18 protein-coding genes are annotated in these 22,943 nt (G+C 67.2%); 11 read left to right on the top strand and 7 right to left on the bottom strand.

From position 1 onward, the window contains the following. The first annotated feature begins 528 nt into the window (after nt 1-528). The 5 genes from OG714_RS19080 (at nt 529) to OG714_RS19060 (ending at nt 6,772) form a co-directional block, all read left to right on the top strand. The gene (locus tag OG714_RS19080; protein WP_406122498.1) at nt 529-1,563 is read left to right on the top strand and encodes an ABC transporter permease; all 1,035 of its coding nucleotides are present in this window, start codon (nt 529-531) and stop codon (nt 1,561-1,563) included. Between the two features lie 125 nt (nt 1,564-1,688). Continuing rightward, nucleotides 1,689-3,497, top strand: coding sequence for an ABC transporter substrate-binding protein (locus tag OG714_RS19075; protein WP_406122496.1), 1,809 nt, complete (start codon nt 1,689-1,691; stop codon nt 3,495-3,497). 91 nt (nt 3,498-3,588) lie between these two features. After that, nucleotides 3,589-4,569, top strand: a complete 981-nt coding sequence (locus OG714_RS19070; RefSeq protein ID WP_406122494.1) for an ABC transporter permease — start codon at nt 3,589-3,591, stop codon at nt 4,567-4,569. 8 nt (nt 4,570-4,577) lie between these two features. After that, the gene (locus tag OG714_RS19065; protein ID WP_406122492.1) at nt 4,578-5,639 is read left to right on the top strand and encodes an ABC transporter ATP-binding protein; all 1,062 of its coding nucleotides are present in this window, start codon (nt 4,578-4,580) and stop codon (nt 5,637-5,639) included. A gap of 11 nt (nt 5,640-5,650) precedes the next feature. Continuing rightward, nucleotides 5,651-6,772, top strand: coding sequence for an ABC transporter ATP-binding protein (locus OG714_RS19060; protein ID WP_406122490.1), 1,122 nt, complete (start codon nt 5,651-5,653; stop codon nt 6,770-6,772). A 124-nt stretch (nt 6,773-6,896) separates the two neighbouring features. Here the strand turns inward: OG714_RS19060 and OG714_RS19055 are convergent, their stop codons facing one another. The 6 genes from OG714_RS19055 to OG714_RS19030 all read right to left on the bottom strand — a co-directional run bounded on the left by OG714_RS19055 (nt 6,897) and on the right by OG714_RS19030 (nt 13,899). Beyond that, nucleotides 6,897-7,652 (bottom strand): methyltransferase domain-containing protein, encoded by a 756-nt coding sequence (locus OG714_RS19055; RefSeq protein ID WP_406122488.1) that lies wholly within the window; start codon nt 7,650-7,652, stop codon nt 6,897-6,899. A 151-nt stretch (nt 7,653-7,803) separates the two neighbouring features. After that, nucleotides 7,804-8,850 carry an ABC transporter ATP-binding protein gene (locus tag OG714_RS19050; RefSeq protein WP_406122486.1) on the bottom strand — a complete coding sequence of 349 codons (1,047 nt, stop codon included), beginning with the start codon at nt 8,848-8,850 and terminating at the stop codon, nt 7,804-7,806. A 25-nt stretch (nt 8,851-8,875) separates the two neighbouring features. Next, on the bottom strand, nt 8,876-9,916 hold the full coding sequence (locus OG714_RS19045; RefSeq protein WP_406122484.1) for an ABC transporter ATP-binding protein: 1,041 nt from the start codon (nt 9,914-9,916) through the stop codon (nt 8,876-8,878). Nucleotides 9,917-9,965: 49 nt separating this feature from the next. Further along, nucleotides 9,966-10,946: an ABC transporter permease gene (locus OG714_RS19040; RefSeq protein ID WP_406122482.1), complete on the bottom strand. Its 981-nt coding sequence runs from the start codon at nt 10,944-10,946 to the stop codon at nt 9,966-9,968. A 102-nt stretch (nt 10,947-11,048) separates the two neighbouring features. Continuing rightward, nucleotides 11,049-12,779, bottom strand: coding sequence for an ABC transporter substrate-binding protein (locus tag OG714_RS19035; protein WP_406122480.1), 1,731 nt, complete (start codon nt 12,777-12,779; stop codon nt 11,049-11,051). 94 nt (nt 12,780-12,873) lie between these two features. After that, nucleotides 12,874-13,899, bottom strand: coding sequence for an ABC transporter permease (locus OG714_RS19030; protein WP_406122478.1), 1,026 nt, complete (start codon nt 13,897-13,899; stop codon nt 12,874-12,876). Nucleotides 13,900-14,348: 449 nt separating this feature from the next. Between OG714_RS19030 and OG714_RS19025 the strand changes: the two genes are divergently transcribed. The 5 genes from OG714_RS19025 (at nt 14,349) to OG714_RS19005 (ending at nt 20,230) form a co-directional block, all read left to right on the top strand. Further along, nucleotides 14,349-15,986, top strand: coding sequence for an ABC transporter substrate-binding protein (locus OG714_RS19025; RefSeq protein ID WP_406122476.1), 1,638 nt, complete (start codon nt 14,349-14,351; stop codon nt 15,984-15,986). 60 nt (nt 15,987-16,046) lie between these two features. Continuing rightward, nucleotides 16,047-16,970, top strand: coding sequence for an ABC transporter permease (locus OG714_RS19020; protein WP_406122473.1), 924 nt, complete (start codon nt 16,047-16,049; stop codon nt 16,968-16,970). After that, entirely contained in the window at nt 16,963-17,967 is a 1,005-nt protein-coding gene (locus tag OG714_RS19015) for an ABC transporter permease (protein WP_406122471.1), read from the top strand. The genes OG714_RS19020 and OG714_RS19015 overlap by 8 nt, the downstream gene beginning before the upstream one ends. 192 nt (nt 17,968-18,159) lie before the next feature. After that, the gene (locus tag OG714_RS19010; protein WP_406131870.1) at nt 18,160-19,134 is read left to right on the top strand and encodes an ABC transporter ATP-binding protein; all 975 of its coding nucleotides are present in this window, start codon (nt 18,160-18,162) and stop codon (nt 19,132-19,134) included. After that, complete coding sequence (locus OG714_RS19005) at nt 19,127-20,230, top strand: ABC transporter ATP-binding protein (protein WP_406122470.1); 1,104 nt, start codon at nt 19,127-19,129, stop codon at nt 20,228-20,230. Before OG714_RS19010 ends, OG714_RS19005 begins: the two co-directional genes overlap by 8 nt. Nucleotides 20,231-20,380: 150 nt before the next feature. Here the strand turns inward: OG714_RS19005 and OG714_RS19000 are convergent, their stop codons facing one another. Next, nucleotides 20,381-22,498: a prolyl oligopeptidase family serine peptidase gene (locus OG714_RS19000; RefSeq protein WP_406122468.1), complete on the bottom strand. Its 2,118-nt coding sequence runs from the start codon at nt 22,496-22,498 to the stop codon at nt 20,381-20,383. 216 nt (nt 22,499-22,714) lie between these two features. Here OG714_RS19000 and OG714_RS18995 point away from each other — a divergent pair, with 216 nt between their 5' ends. Continuing rightward, nucleotides 22,715-22,909, top strand: a complete 195-nt coding sequence (locus OG714_RS18995) for a hypothetical protein (RefSeq protein ID WP_019058412.1) — start codon at nt 22,715-22,717, stop codon at nt 22,907-22,909. The last annotated feature ends 34 nt before the right edge of the window (nt 22,910-22,943 follow it).

Raw genomic sequence — 22,943 nt, 5'->3', positions numbered from 1 at the left:
AAGTCCGTTTCGCAGGGATGTTCCGCCAAACCCTTTGTCCGGATTTTGGAAGATGTGCACGCAAGCTGTGACTGAACTGAGATTTAAAGACTGTGGTCGGCACCTGGCCCATGGCAGATAGTTAGCCGCGTAGCGCTCGGGTCAATGGGTCATCGCGCCGTGGGGACGGCGCCGACTCGCGAGCACCAGGGGGTGTCTGACCCTCCGCCAGGGGTGGCGGGGGAAAGACGTGAACCCCCTCCTGTTGGTGAACACGTGGAGTCATGAGGAGGAGCCCCATGCGTGGTGTCACGAACGCCAGGTGGGACACGCCGTCCGTCAGTCGCAACTTCGGCCGCCCATACGGAGATTGGCTCTGAAGGAGTCGGCCGGCGGTTCAGTGCCGCCGTTCAACTACGCGCGTCCGGCTGCGGGATCTCCCGCCGCACCGGGACGCTCCGTACCTCTCTCCTAGCTCCGACCGGTGATCGCGCACATCCTGCTGCGGTCGCCCGCTCGGCACACCCACACCTGTGAAATGGGCGAACAGTGACAAGTCCTATCGACATTGAGGACGGCGGAACCTCGGTCGTCGTCGACGGCGAACCGGGGCCGCAGGCGGAACCCGAGGCCAAGAAACTTGAGGGCCGGTCGCCCGGCCAGCTGATGTGGATCCGCTTCAAGCGCGACCGCACCGGCGTCCTCTCGGCGTACGTCGTGGTCTTCTTCTTCCTCGTCGGACTCCTCGCACCGCTGATCTCCAAGCTGTACGGCAAGGACCCGTACACCGTGTACGCGGACGAACGCCCCGAGCTCTTCGACAGCGCGGGCGTCCCGCTGCAGCCCAACGGCGGGATCAGCAGCCAGTTCTGGTTCGGCCTCGAACCGGGCAACGGCTACGACGTGTTCACCAAGCTCCTCTACGGCATCCGCACCTCGCTGATGATCTCCGTCTGCGTGACGGTCGCGACCGTCCTCACGGGCATCCTGCTCGGCGTCGCGGCCGGCTTCCTCGGCGGCAAGTCCGACTACTTCATCAGCCGGGTCATCGACTTCCTGCTGGCCTTCCCCGCCCAGCTGTTCTTCATCGCGAGCATGCCGGTTGTCGTGTCGCTCTTCGTGAGCCCGACCGACGAGACGCCGACCTACGTCCGTGTCGTGGCGCTCATCGCGGTGCAGTGGTTCCTGGGCTGGATGAGCCTGGCCCGGATCCTGCGCGGCACCAGTCTGGCGCTGCGCGAACGGGAGTTCATCGAGGCGGCCCGGGTCAGCGGAGCCTCGTCCTGGCGGATCATCAGCAGAGAGATCCTGCCGAACGTGGTCACGCCGATCCTCGTGCAGTCCACGTACATGCTTCCCGGCTTCGTGACCGCCGAGGCAGGCCTGTCCTACCTGGGCGTGGGCATCGTCGAACCGACGCCGGACTGGGGACAGATGTTCTCCAAGGCGTCCACCGAACTCGTGATGTCGAACGACATCACCTACATGTTCTTCCCGGGTGTCTCGATGATCATCTTCATCGTGGCCTTCAACCTGCTCGGGGACTCGGTCAGGGACGCCTTCGATCCCAAGACGGCGCGCTGACCGTCCGTTGGTGGGCGTCCTCGCCCGGATACCGCACGGCAACACAGCACAGCAATCCAGCACGGCGATCCAGCACGGGAATTCCTTTGTGCACTGGTGACACACAGATGGGTGGAAACTGAGTGATGAGTAGGGGCGGACGCCACGTATACGCCGCGCTCTCCGTGCTCGCGGCCGGGGCTCTTGTGCTCACCGGTTGCAGCAAGGGCGGCAGCGACGCGAGCGACAACAACAAGAAGGACAAGGAGAACGCGGCAAGACAGCAGAAGTCGATCAAGTTCGGCGACGCCGCGGACTCCACCGGACCGGCCGCGGCCGTGGCCGGCGCCAAGACGGGCGGCACGATGGAGGTTCTCCAGCGTGACAGCTTCGCCCACCTCGACCCGGGCCAGATCTACGTCTCCGACGAGATGGCCCTGTCGCAGCTGATCCACCGGGGTCTGACCGGCTACAAGTCGACCAGCACCGACGGCAAGTCGCACGAGGTCGTCGGCGACCTCGCCACCGACTCCGGTACCACCACGGACGGCGGCAAGACCTGGAAGTACACGCTCAAGGACGGCATCAAGTTCCAGGACGGAACGCCGATCACGTCCACGGACATACGCCAGACCGTCGAGCGGCTCTTCGCGCCCTTCATCAACCAGGGCCCGTCGTACCTCCAGCAGTGGCTGGCCGACGCCTCCGGCGCCGACTACCGCAAGCTGCTGCCGGACGGCCCCTACAAGGGCAAGCACCTTCCGAGCAGCGTCCTGGAGACCCCGGACGCCAAGACCATCATCTTCCACTTCAAGACACCGCACTCGGACCTGCCGTACGCGCTCGCCATGGCCGGCTACTCGATCGTGTCCGCCAAGGGTGACACCCAGGCGAAGTACGACAAGACCCCGGTGGTGACCGGTCCGTACAAGATCCAGTCGTTCAAGTCCGGCAAGTCGATGGTGCTCGTGAAGAACACCAACTGGGACCCGAAGACGGACCCGATCCGTCACCAGTACGTGGACCAGTTCAACTTCACGTTCAACCAGCAGTTCGAGACGTCGACGAAGGCGCTCCTCGCGGACAGCGGCGCGGACCAGGCCGGAGTCAGCTTCAGCAACCAGGTCGACGCGGGCAACCTGTCCAGCGTGCTCAAGGACCCGAAGATGAAGTCCCGCACGATCTCCGGCTACCAGCCGTACGTGGGACAGATGAACATCAACATGAGCCACGCGTCCATGAAGGACAAGACGGTCCGTGAGGCCATCGCCTACGCGCTGCCCATCACGCCGTTCATCCGTGCCTTCGGTGGCACCGACGCGATGGAGGTCGCCGGCGGCACGCTCAGCCCGACCGTCTCCGGCTACAACGCCGCGTTCGACCCGTGGGGCAAGAAGAAGCAGCCCGCCGGTGACCCGGTGAAGGCCAAGGCGCTGCTGAAGAAGGCCGGCAAGCTCAACATGAAGCTGACCTTCGGCTACACCAACACCCCCGAGGGCCAGCAGTACTCGACCGCCATGGCGGCGGGTCTGAAGAAGGCCGGCTTCAACGTCCAGCGCCAGGAGATCCCGGCCGAGACCTACTACGACCAGATCTCCAAGCTGGACAACAACTACGACATCTTCCACACCGCGTGGGGTGCCGACTGGCCGTCCGCGTCGACCGTCATCCCGCCGCTGTACGACGGACGCGGGATCGCCGACGGTGCGCAGAACTACCCGCAGGTCAACGACCCCAAGGTGAACGCCGACATCGACGCGGCGAACAAGATCACCGACCCGGTCAAGGCCGCGGCCGCCTGGGAGAAGATCGACGAGTACCTGGTGAAGGACGTCGTCGCCTTCGTCCCGACCGCGTACTACAAGCAGACTCAGATCGCCGGTTCCAAGGTCGGCGGCCTCGTCTACGACGACGTCATCGGTGGCGTCGACCCGCGTCGCCTGTTCGTCAAGTAACCGCCGTCCGTCCGGCACCCGGTGCTCGCGCCCCTCGGGGCGACGCACCGGGTGCCGGGCGGCACGCCGACGTCAGAGAGCTGCCCCTGTCATGCTGCGCTTCCTCGTCCGCCGGACCCTCGGCGCCGTCGTCATCCTCTTCCTGCTGAGCATCGTCACGTTCCTGCTGTTCTTCGGGATGCCACGCGACCCGGGCCTGCTGATGTGCGGCAAGACGTGCAACCCGACCAGCCTCGCGAACATCCACCATGTGCTCGGCCTCGACAAGCCGATCAGCACGCAGTACGGGATCTTCCTGAAGAACCTCGTCATGGGCAGCAACGGCTTTGCCCAAGGCCCTTGCCCCGCCCCGTGCTTCGGGTACTCATACCACACCAACGACCAGGTCTGGGCCACGCTGATCGACCGGCTGCCCACCACCATCTCGCTCACCCTCGGCGGCGCCTTCTTCTTCCTGCTCATCGGCCTCGGCACCGGACTGCTCGCCGCCTGGAAGCGCGGCACGATCATCGACAAGACGGCCACGGCCGGGGCGATGGTGCTCAGTTCGATGCAGATCTACTTCCTGGGCCCACTGGCACTGGCACTGCTCGTCTACCAGACCCACATCTTCGACAAGCCGGCGTACAACAACTTCACCGCGAACCCGGTCAGTTGGTTCACCGGGCTGATCATCCCCTGGGTGGTGCTGTCCACGATCTTCGCCGCGCAGTACACCCGTATGGCGCGCTCGGCGATGATCGAACAGCTCCAGGAGGAACACGTCCGCACCGCCAAGGCGAAGGGCATGTCCCGCAGATACGTCTTCTTCCGCTACGCCTGGCGCGGTTCGCTGATCCCCATCGTCACCATCTTCGGCATCGACCTGGGCGCACTGCTCGGCGGCGCCATCATCACCGAGTACACCTTCAGCCTGCCGGGCCTCGGCAACCTCGCGGTCCAGGCGGTGTTCTTCAGCGACCTGCCGCTGCTGCTGGGCGTGATGATCTTCTCCGCCACCATGATCCTTCTCTTCAACATCATCGTCGACGCCTGCTACGCCTTCATCGACCCGCGCGTGCGGCTGGCCTAGGAGCACTCGTGACCACATTGACCAAGGAAGCCGGAGCTCCCTCGCCGGCCGACGCGGGTGCGCTTCTCTCGGTGCGGGACCTGCACGTCAGCTTCAAGACCGAGGACGGCGTCGTGGGCGCCGTCGACGGTCTCTCCTTCGACGTCCAACGCGGCAAGACACTGGGCATCGTGGGGGAGTCGGGCTCCGGCAAGTCGGTCACCAACCTGACGATCCTCGGCCTGCACAACCCGATGTTCACCACCGTCGAGGGCGAAATCCTCCTGGACGGCCAGGAGTTGACCACGGCCCGCGAGCCCGAGATGGAGAAACTGCGCGGCAACAAGGTCGCCATGATCTTCCAGGACCCGCTGACCGCCCTCTCCCCGTACTACACGGTGGGCCGCCAGATCGCCGAGCCGTACATGAAGCACCTGGGCGCCTCGAAGAAGGTCGCCTGGGCGCGGGCGGTGGAGATGCTCGGCAAGGTCGGCATCCCCAACCCGAAGGAACGGGCGCACGACTACCCGCACCAGTTCTCCGGCGGTATGCGCCAGCGCGCGATGATCGCCATGGCGCTGGTCTGCGACCCGGACCTGCTGATCGCCGATGAGCCGACGACGGCCCTCGACGTGACGGTCCAGGCCCAGATCCTCGACCTCCTGAAGGACCTCCAGCAGGAGTTCGGCTCCGGGATCGTCTTCATCACGCACGACCTCGGCGTGATCGCCGACATGGCCGACGACATCATGGTGATGTACGCGGGCAACGCGGTGGAGCGCGGCACGACGAACGAGGTCCTCCGCTCACCCCAACACCCCTACACCTGGGGCCTGTTGAACTCCATGCCGCGCCTGGACTCGGACCTGAGCGCGCCCCTGGACCCGATCCCCGGCGCCCCGCCCTCGCTCCTCAACCCGCCGACGGGCTGCCGCTTCCACCCCCGCTGTACCTTCCAGGACCGGGTCGGTGGCACCCGCTGTGCCACCGAACGCCCACTGCTCGCCCCCGACCGCGCCTCGGCATGCCACCTCACGGCGGACGAGAAACGCAGCATCTTCATCGAAGAGATCAAGCCCCGACTGGGCTAGGAGGAGACGTCATGACAGAGGACCTCGTCCTGCCCGCCCCGCGCGACGCGGTACCGGAAGCCTCCGGCGACCCGTTGCTGGTGGTGGAGGGCCTGACCAAACACTTCCCGGTGAAGGGCGGCTTCCCGGTCCGCCGTACCGTCGGCGCCGTCCAGGCCGTCGACGGCATCGACCTGACCGTGCACGTGGGGGAGAGCTTCGGCCTGGTCGGCGAGTCGGGCTGCGGCAAGTCGACGACGGGCCGCCTGATCACCCGTCTGCTGGAGCCGACGGCGGGCAAGATCTCCTACCGCGGCCAGGACATCACCCACGCCAGCCGGAAACAGCTGGCGCCGATCCGGTCCGAGATCCAGATGATCTTCCAGGACCCGTACTCGTCGCTGAACCCGCGGCAGACGGTCGGCAAGATCATCTCGGGCCCGATGGAGATCAACGACATCAACCCGGCCGGTGGCCGCGAGGCCCGCGTCCGTGAGCTGTTGGAGATCGTCGGTCTCAACCCCGAGCACTACAACCGCTTCCCGCATGAGTTCTCCGGCGGCCAGCGTCAACGCATCGGCGTGGCAAGGGCGTTGGCCCTGGAACCGAAGCTGATCGTCGCGGACGAACCGGTCTCCGCCCTGGACGTCTCGATCCAGGCCCAGGTGGTGAACCTCCTCCAGAAGGTCCAGAAGGAACTCGGCATCGCGTTCCTGTTCATCGCCCACGACCTCGCGGTCGTACGGCACTTCTCGCACCGCGTGGCGGTCATGTACCTCGGCAAGATCATCGAGGTGGGCGACCGCGACTCCATCTACACCCGCCCCCGGCACCCGTACACCCACGCGCTGTTGTCCGCGGTGCCCGAGGTGAACCTCAGCGACAACGAAACGGCCGGCCGCGAACGCATCCGCCTCGCGGGCGACGTACCGTCGCCGATCAACCCGCCCACCGGCTGCCGCTTCCGCACCCGCTGCTGGAAGGCGCAGGACAAGTGCGCGACCGAGGAACCGCCCCTGATCCAGATCGAGGGCAACCGCCCCGCCCACCTGACGGCCTGCCACTTCCCGGAGGAGCCGACGATCGAGGCACGGGACGAGGACATCGTCCTGGACCCGGCGTTGGTCGCGCTGGAGGAGTCGCTGGACGAGTAGGAACCGGCCGGCCCGACGGCGCGGAGACGTGACCGTCGGACCGTCCGCTTCTTGGCCGGTGTCGGGCTTCCGCGGCCCGACACCGGCCAAGAAGCGTGTGGCCCCACGACAACTCGAAGGCGCCCTAGGCGAATTGGTGACCCACGGCTTCGGCCACGGTGATGATTTCGGGGCAGTCAGGGGTCAACGGCCCCCGCTCCCAGTCGCCGTACCGCTCGACGACAGCGAACCCCGCCTCGCCGAGGAAGCCGTCCAGAGTGCCGGTGCCGAGGAATCGTAGGGTGGTCCGGTCGACCTGCGGCCGTTCCCACCGAGCGCCGTCGAAGGTCTCGGTGAACGTGACCCGGTCGCCGCCAGGTGCCACGGACTCGACCTCGTGCCACACGCGTACGACCCCGCCTTGCCCGTCGGGAAGCTCCCGCACCCGATCCGGCGTCCACCTCTCCCAGGCCCGGGCCCCCGGATTCCGCGTCTCGAACACGAACCGCCCGCCCGGCACGAGAGCGGCGTGCACGGCATTCAGGGCGAGGCGCAACTCCTCGTCGCCGAGCAGTACTTGGAAGGCGTGCCCGGTCATGACGGCGAGTTCGAACTCGCCGTGCCACTCCCGCGCCCGCAGATCCCCGAGCACCCACTCGACGCCGGGTTCACGGGCCCGCGCCAGCGCAAGCATGGCGGCGGCGGGATCGATCCCCATGAGCCGCCCTCGATGCCCCTCCCGCAGGGCCCGCCCGAGCAACCGCCCGGTACCGCACCCGACATCGAGCACGGAGTCGGCGCACCTGACCAGCCCGAGACAGAAGTCGTCACCGGGCCCCCACGGGTTGAGGGTGTCGTACAGCGCGGCGAGCGAGGGATCCGCGAACGAGCGATCGACCACTGCGGCAGTGTGGCACGGGAGAAGGGGACGGCGAAGGCCCGCGCCTGGGTGGGCGCGGGCCTTCATCCCCTGGAACCGGACGGTCATGGGCTCGGGTCAATGGGCCGGTGAAAGTCCGTTCCTGAAGGGGGCGGCTGACTAAAGGGGTGTGTCAGGCCGCCGCCTCGGGGTCCTTGGAGAGACGGGGTGCCGGAACGGTGTCCGCCGTCTCGGGGTAGTGGCATGCGGTCAGGTGGCCCGGCTTGTTGCCCTCGACCTGCACCAGCGGCGGAGCATCCGTCGCGCACTTCTCCGTCGCCTTCCAGCAGCGGGTGCGGAAGCGGCAGCCGGTGGGCGGGTTGATCGGCGACGGCACGTCACCGACCAGCCGGATGCGGTCCCGGGCGGGCGTCTCGTCCACCGTGGCCTCGGGCACGGCGGACAACAGGGCTCGCGTGTAGGGGTGACGCGGGTTGCCGTACAGGTCGTCGCGGTCGGCGATCTCCACGATCTTGCCGAGGTACATCACCGCGACCCGCTGTGAGAAGTGCCGGACGATCGCCAGGTCGTGGGCGATGAACAGGAACGCGATGCCGAGTTCCTTCTGGACCTTCTGGAGCAGGTTCACGACCTGCGCCTGGATCGACACGTCCAGGGCGGAGACCGGCTCGTCCGCGACGATCAGCTTCGGTTCGAGGGCCAACGCCCTTGCCACGCCGATGCGTTGGCGCTGGCCGCCGGAGAACTCGTGCGGGAAGCGGTTGTAGTGCTCGGGGTTGAGGCCGACGATCTCCAACAGCTCACGGACGCGGGCCTCGCGGCCGCCGGCCGGGCTGATGTCGTTGATCTCCATGGGGCCCGACACGATCTTGCCGACCGTCTGCCGCGGGTTCAGCGAGGCGTACGGGTCCTGGAAGATCATCTGGATCTCGGACCGGATCGGCGCCAGCTGTTTCCGGCTGGCGTGGGTGATGTCCTGGCCGCGGTAGCGGACCGTGCCGCCGGTCGGCTCCAGGAGCCGGGTGATCAGGCGGCCCGTCGTCGACTTGCCGCAGCCCGACTCGCCGACCAGGCCCAGGCTCTCGCCCTCGCCGACCTGGAAGTCCAGCCCGTCGACCGCCTGGACGGCACCGACCGTACGCCGGATCGGGAAGCCGCCCTTGATCGGGAAGTGTTTGGTCAGCCCGCTGACGTCCAGGAGGGGGTTCGTGTCGCTCATGATGGGAAGTCCCGTTTCTAGTACGTCAGTTGTGCTGGGCTACGGCGAGAAGGTCGGCGAAGAGTTCCTGGCGCTGCGCGGTGGTGAGGTGGCAGGCGGAGCCCCGGCCGTCGACCACCTCCAGCACGGGCCGCTCGCTGGAGCACCGTCCGCCCTCGACCTTCTCGGCGAAGGTGCAGCGCGGGTGGAAGCGGCAGCCGGACGGCGGGTTGAGCAGCGAGGGCGGCGAGCCCGGGATGGGCATCAGCGGTACGTCGACCGGTCCTTCGAGGCTCGGCATGGAGCTGAGCAGACCGAGCGTGTAGGGGTGCTGCGGGTCCGTCAGCACCTCCTTCTTGGTGCCGCGCTCCACGCACCGGCCGCCGTACATCACCAGGACGTCGTCCGCGATGTCGGCGATGACACCGAGGTCGTGGGTGATGAACACGATGGCGGTGCCGAACTCCTGCTGGAGGTCCTTCAGCAGGTCCATGATCTGGGCCTGGACCGTCACGTCGAGGGCCGTCGTCGGCTCGTCCGCGATCAGCAGCTCGGGGTCGCAGACCAGCGCCATGGCGATCATCGCGCGCTGGCGCATACCCCCCGAGAACAGGTGCGGGTAGTCGTCCACCCGGACCTCGGGCTGGGGGATCCCGACCCGCTTCAGCATCTCGATCGCCCGCTCGCGGGACTCCTTCTTGGAGGCGCCGGTGTGCTTGCGGTACACCTCGCTGATCTGCTTGCCGACCGTGTGGTACGGCGACAGCGAGGCCAGCGCGTCCTGGAAGATCATGGACATCTTGTTGCCGCGGAGCCGCTCCAGCTCCCGTTCGGAGGCGGTGAGCAGCTCCTTGCCGTCGAGCAGGATCTCGCCCTCGATCGCCGTACGGTCGCGGTCGTGGAGGCCCAGGATCGTCAGGTTGGTGACGGACTTGCCGGAGCCCGACTCACCGACGATGCCGAGCGTCCTGCCCTTGGCGAGGTCGAAGGAGAGCCCGTCGACGGCCTTGACGATGCCGTCCTCGGTGGAGAAGTGGACTTTGAGATCCCTGACGGAGAGGAAGGGCTGCTGATCGGTGCTCGTCACGGAGACGCTCCTGGGGGCGATGCGGGGGGTAGGGGGTACGGGCGGAGGGTCAGGCGAGCCGGATCCGCGGGTCGATGAAGGCGTAGGCGGCGTCGACGATGATGTTGAAGAAGACGATCGCGGCGGCCGCCAGCACGGTGACGCCGAGCAGCATCGGCAGGTCGCTCTGGTTGACGGAGGTCACCGCGAGCCGGCCGATGCCCTGGAGGCTGAAGACCTGCTCGGTGATGATCGCGCCGCCGATCAGCGTGCCCAGGTCGATGCCGAACACGGTGACGATCGGGCCCATGGCGCCGCGCCAGGCGAAGCGCAGGAACACGTTCGCGCGCGAGAGGCCCTTGGCACGGGCGGTGCGGACGTAGTCCTCGGTGAGCTGCTCGACGAGCTGGGAGCGGGCCATGCGGGTGTAGTTGGCGGTGAAGATGATCGACAGCACGATCCACGGCAGGAGCAGGCCGGAGAACCAGGAGACGGGGTTCTCGGTCAGCGGCGTGTACGAGGGCTGGTCGAGGATGCCCGCCTTGAAGACCAGGAAGTACAGCGCGATGTAGCCGACGAAGTAGATCTGGAGCGAGGAGCCGAGCAGCGACGCCGAGGTCGCGAACTTGTCCAGGAACTTGCCCTGCTTCAGCGCGGCGATCATGCCCGTGCCGACACCGAAGGTCAGGAAGATGACGGCCGAGCCGAAGGCCAGCGAGAGGGTCAGCGGCAGCCGGTCCATGATCGTGCCGAAGACGGGCTCGTTGTTGGCGAACGAGTAGCCAAGGCACGGAGCGTTGCAGTGTCCGAAGCCGCTGTAGTCACGCCCGACGAAGATGGCCTTCAGCCAGTCCCAGTACTGGACCGGGATCGGGTGGTCGATGCCCAGGTTGTGCCGGATCTGCGCGAGCGAGGCCGGCGTGCAGTTCTTGCCGCAGGACATCATGGCCGGGTCACGCGGGACGGCGTAGAAGAGCCAGAAGGTGATGGCGCTGATGATCAGCAGAATGACCAGCGCGCCGATCGTACGGCGGACAAGGAAGCGGAACATGGGGTCAGGACTCTCCGGGCGAGGCGCCGTTGCCGGGGCGTGAGGGGTGTGGGGCCGGTGGGGGGCGGCCCGGTGAGGCCGCCCCCTGGTGCCGTGTGGTGCCTACGCCTTGGCGTAGAGCCTCGTGAGCGCGATGCCGGTGTTCCCGGCGTCGTAGACGAAGCCGCCGACCTTCGAGCCGTGCATCCAGTTGCGGATGGCGTGGTAGTCCGGGACACAGGCCGCGAGTTCCATGACCTGCTTGTCGATGGCGCCCCAGGCCTTGTTGGCCGCGTCCGAGTCGGTGATCAGGGAGGCGGCCGCGATGGCCTTGTCGACGCTCGCGTTCTTCAGCTGGGCGTAGTTGCTGCGGCCGTCGCCGATGTTCTCGCCGTCCCAGCAGGGGTAGAAGACCGAGTAGCCGCCCGGCCAGTCCGGGCTCCAGCCGGCCGCGAACAGGTCGTACGTGTTGTCGATCTTGCCGATCTGGGTGTAGAAGGTCGACTTGTCGATCTGCTTGTTGACGACCGTGAAGCCGGCCGCCTCCAGCGCGTTCTTGATCGCGACGGCCTGCTTCACCGCGTTGTCCGACGTCTGGTAGGCGATGACCAGCTTCTGTCCGACCTTGCCGGCCTCCTTGAGGAGGGCCTTGGCCTTGACCGGGTCGCCGCCGGGCTTCGTGGTCTTGCCGTACAGGTCGAAGTCCGTGTAACCGGGCGTCACCGGGCTGAAGATGGTGGTCGCGATCTCGCTGGTGGACGCGCCACCGCGGATGGTCTGCAACTGCTGGTTCGGCCAGGCGTAGTTGATGGCCTGGCGGACCTTGACGTCCGTGATCCGGGTGGTGTTGATCGGCCAGTAGTAGGTGACCGTGTCGACCGCGGTGAGCACCCGCTGCTTGAGCTTCGCGTTGGTGAGGACCGTGGCTATCCGCTCGGGGGCGACCTCGTTGAAGATCGACATCGTGTACTGGTCGTTGCCCTTGTCCGCGATGTAGCGGTCGGTCGACGCCAGCAGCTCGAAGCCGAACTGGAAGAGGTACTTGTCCGGGTAGGCGTTGCGGATCGGGTCCGTCGCCGCGTCCCAGTGCTCGTTGCGGGTGTACGTCAGCGACTTGCCGACGTCACGGGAGGAGATCTTGTACGGGCCGCAGGAGAACGGCTGCTTGTCGTACTTCTCCTTGGTGTCCTTCGACTTCTTCACGAAGGAGTACGCCCGCTCGGCCAGCGTGAAGTTGAAGTCACCGCGGGCCTCGTTGAGGCGGAAGGTGACGGTCTTGCCGTCGATCTCGATGGAGTCGAGGTTCTTGCCCCCATAGGGGCCCGTGTACTTGTCGCCGCCCACCAGGAACTGCTGGACGTAGCGCGGGCCCTCGGTGACGAAGGAGGCGAAGAGCCGCTCGAAGGTGTGGCGGACGTCGTCCATGGAGAGGTCGGAGCCGTCCTCCCACTTGATGCCGTCCTTGATGGTGAACGACCAGGTCTTGCCGCCGTCCTTGGCCGTGCCCGCGTCCGTGGCCACGTCGCCGACCAGGGTGGCGCCGCCCTTGGAGTCGAGCTTGTAGCCGGTCAGGCCGCGCATGATCGGCGTGGTGATGAGGATCTCGGTGGAGACGTAGATCTGGGCCGGGTCGAGGTGGTCCATGTCGAACTGGTCGAGCCCGTAGATCGTCCCGCCCTTGACCGCGCCGGCGACCTCGGGAGCCGGGCCGGTCGAGTCGGCCTTCGTGCCGACCTCGATCTTGCTCTGCTTGGCCTTGCTGACCGAGGGGACCTTGCTGTTCGAGGTCGAGTTGCCGCCGCCACAGGCGGTCAGCACCGAGCTCGACGCGGCCACCACACCGGTGGCGATCATGAAGTTTCTACGGGAAAAAGACACAGTAGCCCTGCCTTACGGGTGGGACGGGACCAGCCGGACGACTTTGACCGGGCCGGAGATGAGGGATGGGTCAGCGCTTGGACTTCGGGTCGAGCGCGTCGCGCGCCGAGTCGCCGAGCAGGTTGAACGCCAGGACGAAGATCACCATGGCCAGGCCCGGGAAGAGCATGAAGGTGAAGTCCTGGGTGTAGAACTGGGCGCCCCGCTGGATCATGACGCCCCAGTCGGGAGTCGGGTCGATCATGCCGACGCCGAGGAAGGCGAAGCCCGCCTCAGCGGTCACGTAGGCCGGGAGCATGAGGGTGGACTGGATGAGGATCGGGGTCCACAGGTTGGGCAGCAGTTCCTTGAACACGATGCGCGCCGGTGACGCCCCGGTCACCTTGGCGGATTCGACGAACTCCCGCTCGCGCAGGCCGAGTACCTGGCCGCGCAGCAGACGGGCGATCGACGCCCAGCCGAAGAAGGACATCATGATGATGAGCGTGGTGGCCCGCAGCCAGGTGGGGATGTTGTCGTCGGCGGCGACGAACAGTCCGAACACCACCGGCATGAAGGCGATGATGAACAGCGTCGAGGGGATCGACAGCACGATGTCGATGATCCGGCCGACGATGTAGTCCGTCCTGCCGCCCACGTAGCCCGCGGCCACGCCGACCACGACGCCGAGGGCGGTGGTGATGAGGGTGGCGGCCAGGGCGATGCCGAGCGAGGTCCGGATGCCGTAGAGCAGGAAGGTGAAGACGTCGCGGCCCAGCTGCGGCTCGATGCCGAACCAGAACTGCGAGCTCATCCCGCCGTTGGGACCCGCCGGGTACGAGAAGGCGTCGAGCAGACCCGGGTCCTGGCTCGCGTACGTCGTGTACGGATCTTTCCCGTAGAGCTTGGATATCAGCGGCGCGGCCAGCGCGATCGCGAAGAAGAAGATCACGATGATCGCCGATATGACGCCCGTACGGTCCCGTTTGAAACGGCGCCACGCGAGCTGACCCGGGGACCGGCTCTCGTTGCCCTTCGAGTCGGGAGAAGTGATCGACTTCTCGAGGCTCTCGTCGGTCACCTCGAGCGGGACCGCGGGTCGGATTGGGGAGATCATGCTGCTCCTGGCCCAAGGGGGTCTGAGTGAGACTCCGCAGGGCACTCCCCTACGGGCTACGCCGGACTTTTTCAACGCAATTCATGCAAGGTCAATAAAATCTGGACCGACTTGGGTTTCTCTTTACCTTCTTTGCGCTGGGTTTACCGCTCCGTAGCTACGCGAGTAGCGTGCCGTGATCGATCTGTGTTTTAGATCGGGCTAACTACGCGAAACGGGCAATGAGTTCGTTATCCGGACGCTGGTGTATCGGAATGCGTACAGCGGAACGTCACAATCCAACGGTTCCGCATCGCTTCGCGGTGATCCATTGTGCTCCATGCCGAAGATCGACCGAACAGGGGCCGGAGGTCCCTCGAACGGGTGGGCCCGCAGGCGATGTGCTCCTTTTAAGCCGATATTGACCGGTAACGGATCAGCATGGACCGGCTTTCCTGAGGAGGCACTCGATGCGTGGAGCCACGCACGCCAAATGGGCCGCTTGCGCGGCGGCGGTAGCCCTCGCGGCGACCGCCTGTGGGAGCGGCGGCAGCAGCAGTAGCGGCGGCGGTGGTGACGACAGCGCGGTGCTCAGCGCCTCCTGGGGAGACCCGCAGAACCCGCTGGAGCCGGCCAACACCAACGAGGTGCAGGGCGGCAAGGTCCTCGACATGGTCTTCCGCGGACTCAAGCGGTACGACCCGAAGTCCGGCAAGGCCGAGGACATGCTCGCCGACAAGATCGAGACCACGGACTCGCAGAACTTCACGGTCACGGTCAAGAGCGGCTGGAAGTTCAGCAACGGCGAGGCCGTCACCGCGAAGTCGTTCGTCGACGCGTGGAACTACGGCGCCAGCCTCAAGAACAACCAGAAGAACGCGTACTTCTTCGGGTACATCGAGGGCTACGACAAGGTCCACCCCGACAGCGGCTCGCAGAGCGCGACCACGCTCACCGGGCTCAAGGTGACCGGCACCGACACCTTCACCATCAAGCTCACCCAGAAGTTCTCGACCTTCCCGGACACCCTCGGCTACGCGGCCTACTCGCCGCTGCCGTCGACGTTCTTCTCCGACCACGCGGGCTGGCTGAAGAAGCCGGTCGGCAACGGCCCGTACACGATCTCCTCGTACACCAAGGGCTCGCAGATGCAGCTCAAGAAGTGGGACGGGTACACGGGTGAGGACAAGGCCCAGAACGGTGGCGTGACCCTCAAGGTCTACACCGACAACAACACCGCCTACACCGACCTGATGGCCGGCAACCTCGACCTCGTCGACGACATCCCCGCCTCGCAGCTCAAGAACGTCAAGAGCGACCTCGGCGACCGGTACATCAACACGCCCGCCGGCATCATCCAGACCCTCGCGTTCCCGTACTACGACAAGAACTGGAACAAGAGCGGCTCGGAGAAGGTCCGCACGGGCCTGTCCATGGCGATCAACCGGGACCAGATCACCAGCACGATCTTCCAGAAGACCCGCACCCCGGCCAGCGACTGGACCTCACCGGTGCTCGGCACCGAGGGCGGCTTCCAGGACGGGCTGTGCGGGGACGCCTGCAAGTACGACCCCACCGAGGCGAAGAAGCTCGTCCAGGAGGGCGGCGGCATCCCCGGCGGCCAGGTCAAGATCACGTACAACGCGGACACGGGCTCGCACAAGGAGTGGGTGGACGCCGTGTGCAACTCCATCAACAACGCGCTCGGCAACGACAAGGCGTGCGTCGGCAACCCGGTCGGCACCTTCGCGGACTTCAGGAACCAGATCGGCCAGCACAAGATGACCGGGCCGTTCCGCGCCGGCTGGCAGATGGACTACCCGCTCATCCAGAACTTCCTCCAGCCGCTGTACTACACCAACGCCTCCTCCAACGACGGCCAGTGGTCCAACAAGGACTTCGACAAGCTCGTGGACCAGGCCAACGCCGAGACGGACACGAGCAAGGCGATCAAGCTCTTCCAGCAGGCCGAGGAAGTCGTCCGCGACAACATGGCCGCCATCCCGCTCTGGTACCAGAACGGCAGCGCGGGCTACTCCGACCGGCTCTCCAACGTGGCGCTCAACCCGTTCAGCGTCCCCGTCTACAACGAGATCAAGGTCAGCTGAGCCCGAGTCGCACCGGGGGCGGGTCCGCCGTGGCCCGCCCCCACGATCCCCGGAGCCCCCATGGGACGGTACGTAATCCGGCGCCTGCTGCAGATGATCCCGGTCTTCATCGGCGCGACACTGTTGATCTTCCTGATGGTGAACGTGATGGGCGACCCCGTCGCGGGCCTGTGCGGCGACCGGCAGTGCGACCCGTCGACGGCCGCCCAGCTCAAGCGGGAGTTCGGCCTCGACAAGCCCGTGTGGCAGCAGTACCTGACCTACATGGGGAACGTCTTCACCGGTGACTTCGGGACGGCGTTCAACGGCCAGAAAGTCACCGAGCTGATGTCGACCGCGTTCCCGGTCACCATCCGGCTGACCCTCGTGGCGATCCTCATCGAGATCGTCGTCGGCATCGCGCTGGGTGTGATCACCGGCCTCAAGCGCGGCCGCCCGATCGACACCACGGTGCTGCTGCTCACCCTCGTCGTGATCTCCATCCCGACCTTCGTCACCGGTCTGCTGCTGCAACTGCTGCTCGGCGTCGAATGGGGCTGGATCAAACCGTCCGTCTCCCCGGAGGCGACCTTCAGCGAACTGATCGTCCCCGGGCTGGTGTTGGCCTCGGTCTCCCTCGCGTACGTGACCCGGCTGACCCGGACGTCCATCGCGGAGAACAGGCGCTCCGACTACGTCCGTACGGCCGTCGCGAAGGGCCTGCCGAGACGCCGGGTGATCGTCCGTCACCTGCTGCGCAACTCGCTGATCCCCGTGGTGACGTTCATCGGCACGGACATCGGCGCGCTGATGGGCGGCGCGATCGTCACCGAGCGAATCTTCAACATCCACGGGGTCGGCTACCAGCTCTACCAGGGGATCGTGCGCCAGAACACCCAGACGGTGGTCGGCTTCGTGACGGTCCTGGTCCTCGTCTTCCTGGTCGCCAACCTCCTCGTCGACCTCCTGTACGCCGTACTCGACCCGAGGATCCGCTATGCCTGAGCAGCCGTTCGAACCGGAGCGCGCCATCGCCGGGACCGGCATGGGCGGCACCATGGACCTCGCCACGAGCGAGGCGGAAACCCTGGAGCAGCAGTCATCAGCCTCCGGCGGACGGGCACCCGGGGGACCGGAGGGCACGGGACCGCAGGAGAAGCCCCGCAGTCTCTGGTCCGACGCCTGGCGCGACCTGCGCCGCAACCCCGTCTTCATCATCTCCGCGCTGGTCATCCTCTTCCTGGTCGTCATCTCGCTCTGGCCCTCGCTGATCGCCTCGGGCAACCCCCTCAAGTGCGACCTCGCAAAGGCCCAGGAGGGCTCCCAGCCGGGCCATCCCTTCGGCTACGACGGCCAGGGCTGCGACGTCTACACGCGCACGGTCTACGGCACCCGTACGTCCGTCACGGTGGGCGTCCTCGCCACGCTGGGCGTCGCCTTCTTCGGGGCGGTGCTCGGCGGGCTCGCCGGGTTCTTCGGCGGGGTGTGGGACTCGATCCTGTCCCGGGTCACGGACATCTTCTTCGCGATCCCGGTGGTCCTCGGCGGCCTGGTGCTCCTGTCCGTGGTGACGAGCAACACGGTCTGGCCGGTGATCGGCTTCATGGTCCTGCTCGGCTGGCCGCAGATCTCCCGCATCGCCCGCGGCTCGGTCATCACCGCCAAACAGAACGACTACGTCCAGGCCGCGCGAGCACTGGGCGCCTCCAACTCCCGCCTCCTGCTACGCCACATCGCCCCGAACGCGGTCGCTCCGGTGATCGTCGTCGCCACGATCGCCCTGGGCACGTACATCTCGCTGGAGGCGACCCTGTCGTACCTCGGCGTGGGCCTGAAGCCCCCCACGGTCAGCTGGGGCATCGACATCTCCGCGGCGTCCCAGTACATCCGCAACGCCCCCCACATGCTCCTCTGGCCCGCCGGAGCCCTGGCGATCACCGTCCTCGCGTTCATCATGCTCGGCGACGCGGTACGCGACGCCCTCGACCCGAAGCTGAGGTGACGGCGTGACGGTGCTGGATTTGGGCCGTCCGGTTCCGGGGTTCCGGGCCCCTGCCGGGGCGCGAGCGGTGGCCACGGGTGCGCGGCCCGCGCGGTGTCCCTCGCCCGTGCCGGCGTTCGCCGTACGGCCGTTCTTGCTGCTCGGCGACGCGAACCGCGGCGCCCTCGATCCGAAGGTGAGGTGACCGGCGTCATGCTGCTCGAAGTGCGGGATCTGCATGTGGAGTTCAGGACCAGGGACGGGGTCGCCAAGGCCGTCAACGGGGTCAACTACAGCGTGGACGAGGGGGAGACCCTCGCCGTGCTGGGGGAGTCGGGGTCCGGGAAGTCCGTGACCGCGCAGGCTGTCATGGGGATTCTCGACGTGCCGCCCGGGAAGATCACCGGCGGCGAGATTCTCTTCCGGGGCAAGGATCTGCTGAAGTTCAAGGAAGAAGAGCGGCGCAAGGTCCGCGGTGCCGAGATGGCGATGATCTTCCAGGACGCGCTGTCCTCGCTCAACCCCGTGCTCTCCGTGGGCGACCAGCTCGGCGAGATGTTCGTCGTGCACCGGGGGATGTCCCGAAAGGACGCGCGGACCAAGGCCGTCGAGCTGATGGACCGGGTGCGGATCCCGGGTGCCGCTCAGCGCGTCCGTGACTATCCGCACCAGTTCTCCGGCGGTATGCGCCAGCGCATCATGATCGCCATGGCGCTCGCCCTGGAGCCGGCGCTCATCATCGCCGACGAACCCACCACCGCCCTCGACGTCACCGTCCAGGCCCAGGTCATGGACCTGCTGGCCGAGTTGCAGCGCGAGCTGCACATGGGGCTCATCCTCATCACCCACGACCTCGGAGTCGTCGCCGACGTCGCCGACAAGATCGCCGTGATGTACGCGGGCCGGATCGTCGAGTCGGCCCCCGTCCACGACATCTACAAGGCGCCCGCACACCCGTACACCAAGGGCCTGTTGGACTCGATCCCGCGCCTGGACCAGAAGGGCCAGGAGCTCTACGCCATTAAGGGCCTGCCGCCGAACCTCATGCACATCCCGCCCGGCTGCGCCTTCAACCCCCGCTGCCCGATGGCCCAGGACGTGTGCCGGACCGACGAACCCGAGCTGTACGAGGTGGATCAACACCGGGGCAGCGCCTGCCACTTCTGGAGGGAGTGCCTCAATGGCTGAGCCGACGGCCGTAGCAGGATCAACAGTTGAGCCGATCCTTGAAGTGACCGGACTCGTCAAGCACTACCCCTTGACCCAGGGCATCCTCTTCAAGAAGCAGGTCGGTGCCGTCAAGGCGGTCGACGGTGTGGACTTCGCGCTCAACAGGGGAGAGACCCTCGGCATCGTCGGGGAGTCCGGGTGCGGCAAGTCGACCGTCGCCAAGATGCTGGTCAATCTTGAGCGGCCGACCGAGGGGTCGATCAAGTTCAAGGGCGAGGACATCAGCCGTATGTCCGGCCGCGCCCTGAAGGCCGCCCGGCGCAACATCCAGATGGTGTTCCAGGACCCGTACACCTCCCTCAACCCCCGGATGACGGTGGGCGACATCATCGGGGAGCCGTACGAGATCCACCCCGAGGTGGCGCCGAAGGGCGACCGGCGCAAGCGAGTTCAGGATCTGCTGGACGTGGTCGGGCTCAACCCCGAGTACATCAACCGGTATCCGCACCAGTTCTCCGGCGGCCAGCGCCAACGCATCGGCATCGCGAGGGGGTTGGCGCTGCGCCCCGAGGTCATCGTCGCCGACGAACCCGTCTCCGCGCTCGACGTCTCCGTACAGGCCCAGGTCATCAACCTCCTCGACCGCCTCCAGGACGAGTTCGACCTGTCGTACATCTTCATCGCGCACGACCTGTCGATCGTCCGGCACATCTCCGACCGGGTCGGGGTCATGTACCTCGGCCGGATCGTGGAGATCGGCAAGGACGAGGAGATCTACGACCACCCGACGCACCCGTACACCCAGGCGCTGCTCTCCGCCGTGCCCGTGCCCGACCCGGACGCGCGGGACCACCGTGAGCGGATCATCCTCGCCGGTGACGTGCCGTCGCCGACGAACATCCCCTCCGGGTGCCGCTTCCGCACCCGCTGCTGGAAGGCGCAGGAGCGCTGCTCACTGGAGGTGCCGCTGCTCGCCGTGCCCGCCGAGTTCCGGCTCGCGAGCGGCCCCGCGGCACACGACTCGGCCTGTCACTTCGCCGAGGAGAAGACGGTCGTACCCCAGGAGGAAACCCCCGGAGCGACCCCGGACGATCTCGCGGATGGGGCGGAATAACCACACAAACAGGCATCAATTGCGTTAACACGCAGGCAACTCGGCCGACCCGATCTCGATATACGGACGCGTCAACCTGATTGACGTACGGCCGTGCGGGTGCCGTAAACGGACCGGGGCGCGCCATGTCGCCCCGGTCCGTTGCCGTACCTAGACCATCCCCAACGCCCGCTTCAGGAAGTCCACTTGAAGCAGCAGCAGGTTCTCCGCGACCTGTTCCTGCGGGGTCATGTGGGTCACCCCGGACAGCGGCAGCACCTCGTGCGGGCGGCCGGCGGCCAGCAGGGCCGAGGACAGCCGCAGGGCGTGCGCGACCACCACGTTGTCGTCGGCGAGGCCGTGCACGACCATCAGCGGGCGGTGCGGGTCGGCGGGGGAGGACAGTCCGTCGTCGGTGACCAGACTGCTCTTCGCGTACGACTCCGGGTCCTTGGCCGGGTCGCCCAGGTACCGCTCCGTGTAGTGCGTGTCGTAGAGCCGCCAGTCGGTGACCGGGGCGCCCGCGATGCCCGCGTGGAAGACGTCCGGGCGGCGCAGTACGGCGAGCCCCGCGAGCCAACCCCCGTACGACCAGCCGCGGATGGCCACCCGGGAGAGGTCGAGCGGGTGGGACTTGGCGAGGTCCTGGAGGGCGTCGATCTGGTCGTCGAGGGAGACCGTGAAGTCGCGGTGGACGGCCTTCTCCCATGCCGGTGAGCGGCCCGGGGTGCCGCGGCCGTCGGCGACGAGCACCGCGAAACCCTGGTCGGCGAACCACTGTGACGTGAGGTGCGCGTTGTGCGCGGCGACCACGCGCGGGCCGTGCGGACCGCCGTAGGGGTCCATCAAAACCGGAAGGGGAGAGGTCCCGTCGTAGTCCCGTGGCATAAGCAGGGCGCACGGGACGCGCCGTGCGCCCCCCTCGGTGAACGTGATGCGCGGGGACAGACCGGGATCTTCGGCGTACGACGCGATCGGCACCGCCTTCTTGTTCCCGCGCAGCACCTGGACCCGCGTGCCCGGCCGGTCCGGCACCGCCGAGATCAGCACGGTCACGCCCCCGGCGCGCACCGCCGCGTGCACGCCGGGCTCCTGCGAGAGACGCTCCAGGCCGAGCTCGTTGACGCGATACACGTGCACCTCGCCGGTCTCCGGGGCGGGCGCGGCCTCGCCCGCCGAGGCCGAGACCAGCACGCTGTCGTCCGAGACGTCCAGCACCGCGCGGACGTGCAACTGCGGCCCTGTGAGCAGGCGTTCACCCACCGCGAGCACCCGGGCACCGCCCTCGTCGGCGATCCGCACGAGCTGTCCCGAAGGGCTCCAGCACGGCACGCCAGGGAAAAGATCAAGCCAAACTGGATCTTCGTCGGCATGCACCATCCGGGTCGCCCCCGAGTCGGGCTCCACGGCGAGGAACAGCTGGCTGCGCTGGTCCCGGGCCTGCACGAGCAGCAGCGGCGCACCCGCCGCTGACCAGTGCACTCGCGCCAGATACGGGTACCGCGCCCGGTCCCAGACGACCTCCGTGCGCGTCCCGTCCAGCCCGATCACGTACAGCCGTACGTCCGCGTTGGCCGTGCCCGCCGCCGGGTACGCGACGCGCTGCGGCTCGCGCTCCGGATGGGCCGGGTCGGCGATCCACCAGCGCTGTACGGGCGTGTCGTCCGCGCGGGCGACCAGCAGCCGCTCCGAGTCCGGCGACCACCAGAAGCCGCGCGTACGGCTCATCTCCTCGGCCGCGATGAACTCGGCCAGTCCATAGGTGACTTGGTCCGACTCCGGCTCGGCGAGCGGGCGGTCGCCGTCACCCTCGGCTCCCACGACACGCAGGGCGCCGCCCGTGACGTAGGCGATGTGCCGTCCGTCGGGAGCGGGGCGGGGGTCGATCACCGGTCCGGGGACGGTGAGTTCACGTGCGGTGCCGGCCCGCAGCTCGGCCGTGAAAAGCCGTCCTGACAAGGCGAAAGACGCCAACTCGGCCTCGCTGTCGGTCGCGTAGCCGACGATCCCCGCGCCGCCCTCGCGGGTGCGCTCGCGGCGCGCCCGCTCCTCGGGCGAGAGGTGCTCCGAGGCGCCGCCCAGGAGGGCGCGCGGGTCGGCCGCGACGCGCTCGGTGCCGGCCGCCGGATCGAGGACCCACAGCGCGTTCGCCCGGTCCGTGCCGGAGGGGGAGCGCAGGAACACGACCCGCGAACCGTCGGGCGACACGGTGAACGCGCGCGGCGCGCCGAGCGTGAACCGCTGGGTACGGGCGTGCCGGCGGGGGAAGGAGTCAGCCTCGGTCGTCATGCCCCGACCATATTGGCCATGCGCCCCCTTGTGCGGCTGTGCGCCGAGCGATGCGCGAGCGCGGATAGTTATGATCACTAGCGCTGCGTGGGTATGAACCTGCTGGCTCCTGTATGGATTTGCTGTACCGATTTGCTCTAGGGGTCCACCCCATGGACCCCATTGCCCCCATAGTCCGACCCCCCTAGTCCCTGGGATCATTGGAGGTGAGCCGCCGTGGCACTCTCGATTTCGGCGGTGGTGCTGCTGGCGATCGTCGTCTTCCTTCTGGTCAAGAAATCAGGGCTGAAGGGCGGACACGCGGTCGTCTGTGTCCTCCTCGGGTTCTATCTGGCCTCCTCGACCATCGCGCCCACGATCAGCGATCTCACGACGAACATCGCGAGCATGATCGGCAGCATCAAGTTCTGACCGGCTCCGGCCCCTCGGGAGACGAGGGGCCAGA

Origin of the sequence: Streptomyces sp. NBC_00989 (assembly GCF_045162655.1) — a bacterium.
In the GTDB taxonomy this organism is placed as follows: Bacteria; Actinomycetota; Actinomycetes; order Streptomycetales; family Streptomycetaceae; genus Streptomyces.
This window is presented reverse-complemented; position numbering and strand designations above follow the sequence as displayed.

Coding starts and splice junctions, on each gene's coding strand:
- OG714_RS19050 (WP_406122486.1), bottom strand. CDS start 8,850: ATGAGCGACACGAACCCCCTCCTGGACGTCAGCGGGCTGACCAAACAC.
- OG714_RS19005 (WP_406122470.1), top strand. CDS start 19,127: ATGGCTGAGCCGACGGCCGTAGCAGGATCAACAGTTGAGCCGATCCTT.
- OG714_RS19015 (WP_406122471.1), top strand. CDS start 16,963: ATGCCTGAGCAGCCGTTCGAACCGGAGCGCGCCATCGCCGGGACCGGC.
- OG714_RS19010 (WP_406131870.1), top strand. CDS start 18,160: ATGCTGCTCGAAGTGCGGGATCTGCATGTGGAGTTCAGGACCAGGGAC.
- OG714_RS19020 (WP_406122473.1), top strand. CDS start 16,047: ATGGGACGGTACGTAATCCGGCGCCTGCTGCAGATGATCCCGGTCTTC.
- OG714_RS19060 (WP_406122490.1), top strand. CDS start 5,651: ATGACAGAGGACCTCGTCCTGCCCGCCCCGCGCGACGCGGTACCGGAA.
- OG714_RS19000 (WP_406122468.1), bottom strand. CDS start 22,498: ATGACGACCGAGGCTGACTCCTTCCCCCGCCGGCACGCCCGTACCCAG.
- OG714_RS19075 (WP_406122496.1), top strand. CDS start 1,689: ATGAGTAGGGGCGGACGCCACGTATACGCCGCGCTCTCCGTGCTCGCG.
- OG714_RS19040 (WP_406122482.1), bottom strand. CDS start 10,946: ATGTTCCGCTTCCTTGTCCGCCGTACGATCGGCGCGCTGGTCATTCTG.
- OG714_RS19030 (WP_406122478.1), bottom strand. CDS start 13,899: ATGATCTCCCCAATCCGACCCGCGGTCCCGCTCGAGGTGACCGACGAG.
- OG714_RS19070 (WP_406122494.1), top strand. CDS start 3,589: ATGCTGCGCTTCCTCGTCCGCCGGACCCTCGGCGCCGTCGTCATCCTC.
- OG714_RS19025 (WP_406122476.1), top strand. CDS start 14,349: ATGCGTGGAGCCACGCACGCCAAATGGGCCGCTTGCGCGGCGGCGGTA.
- OG714_RS19035 (WP_406122480.1), bottom strand. CDS start 12,779: ATGATCGCCACCGGTGTGGTGGCCGCGTCGAGCTCGGTGCTGACCGCC.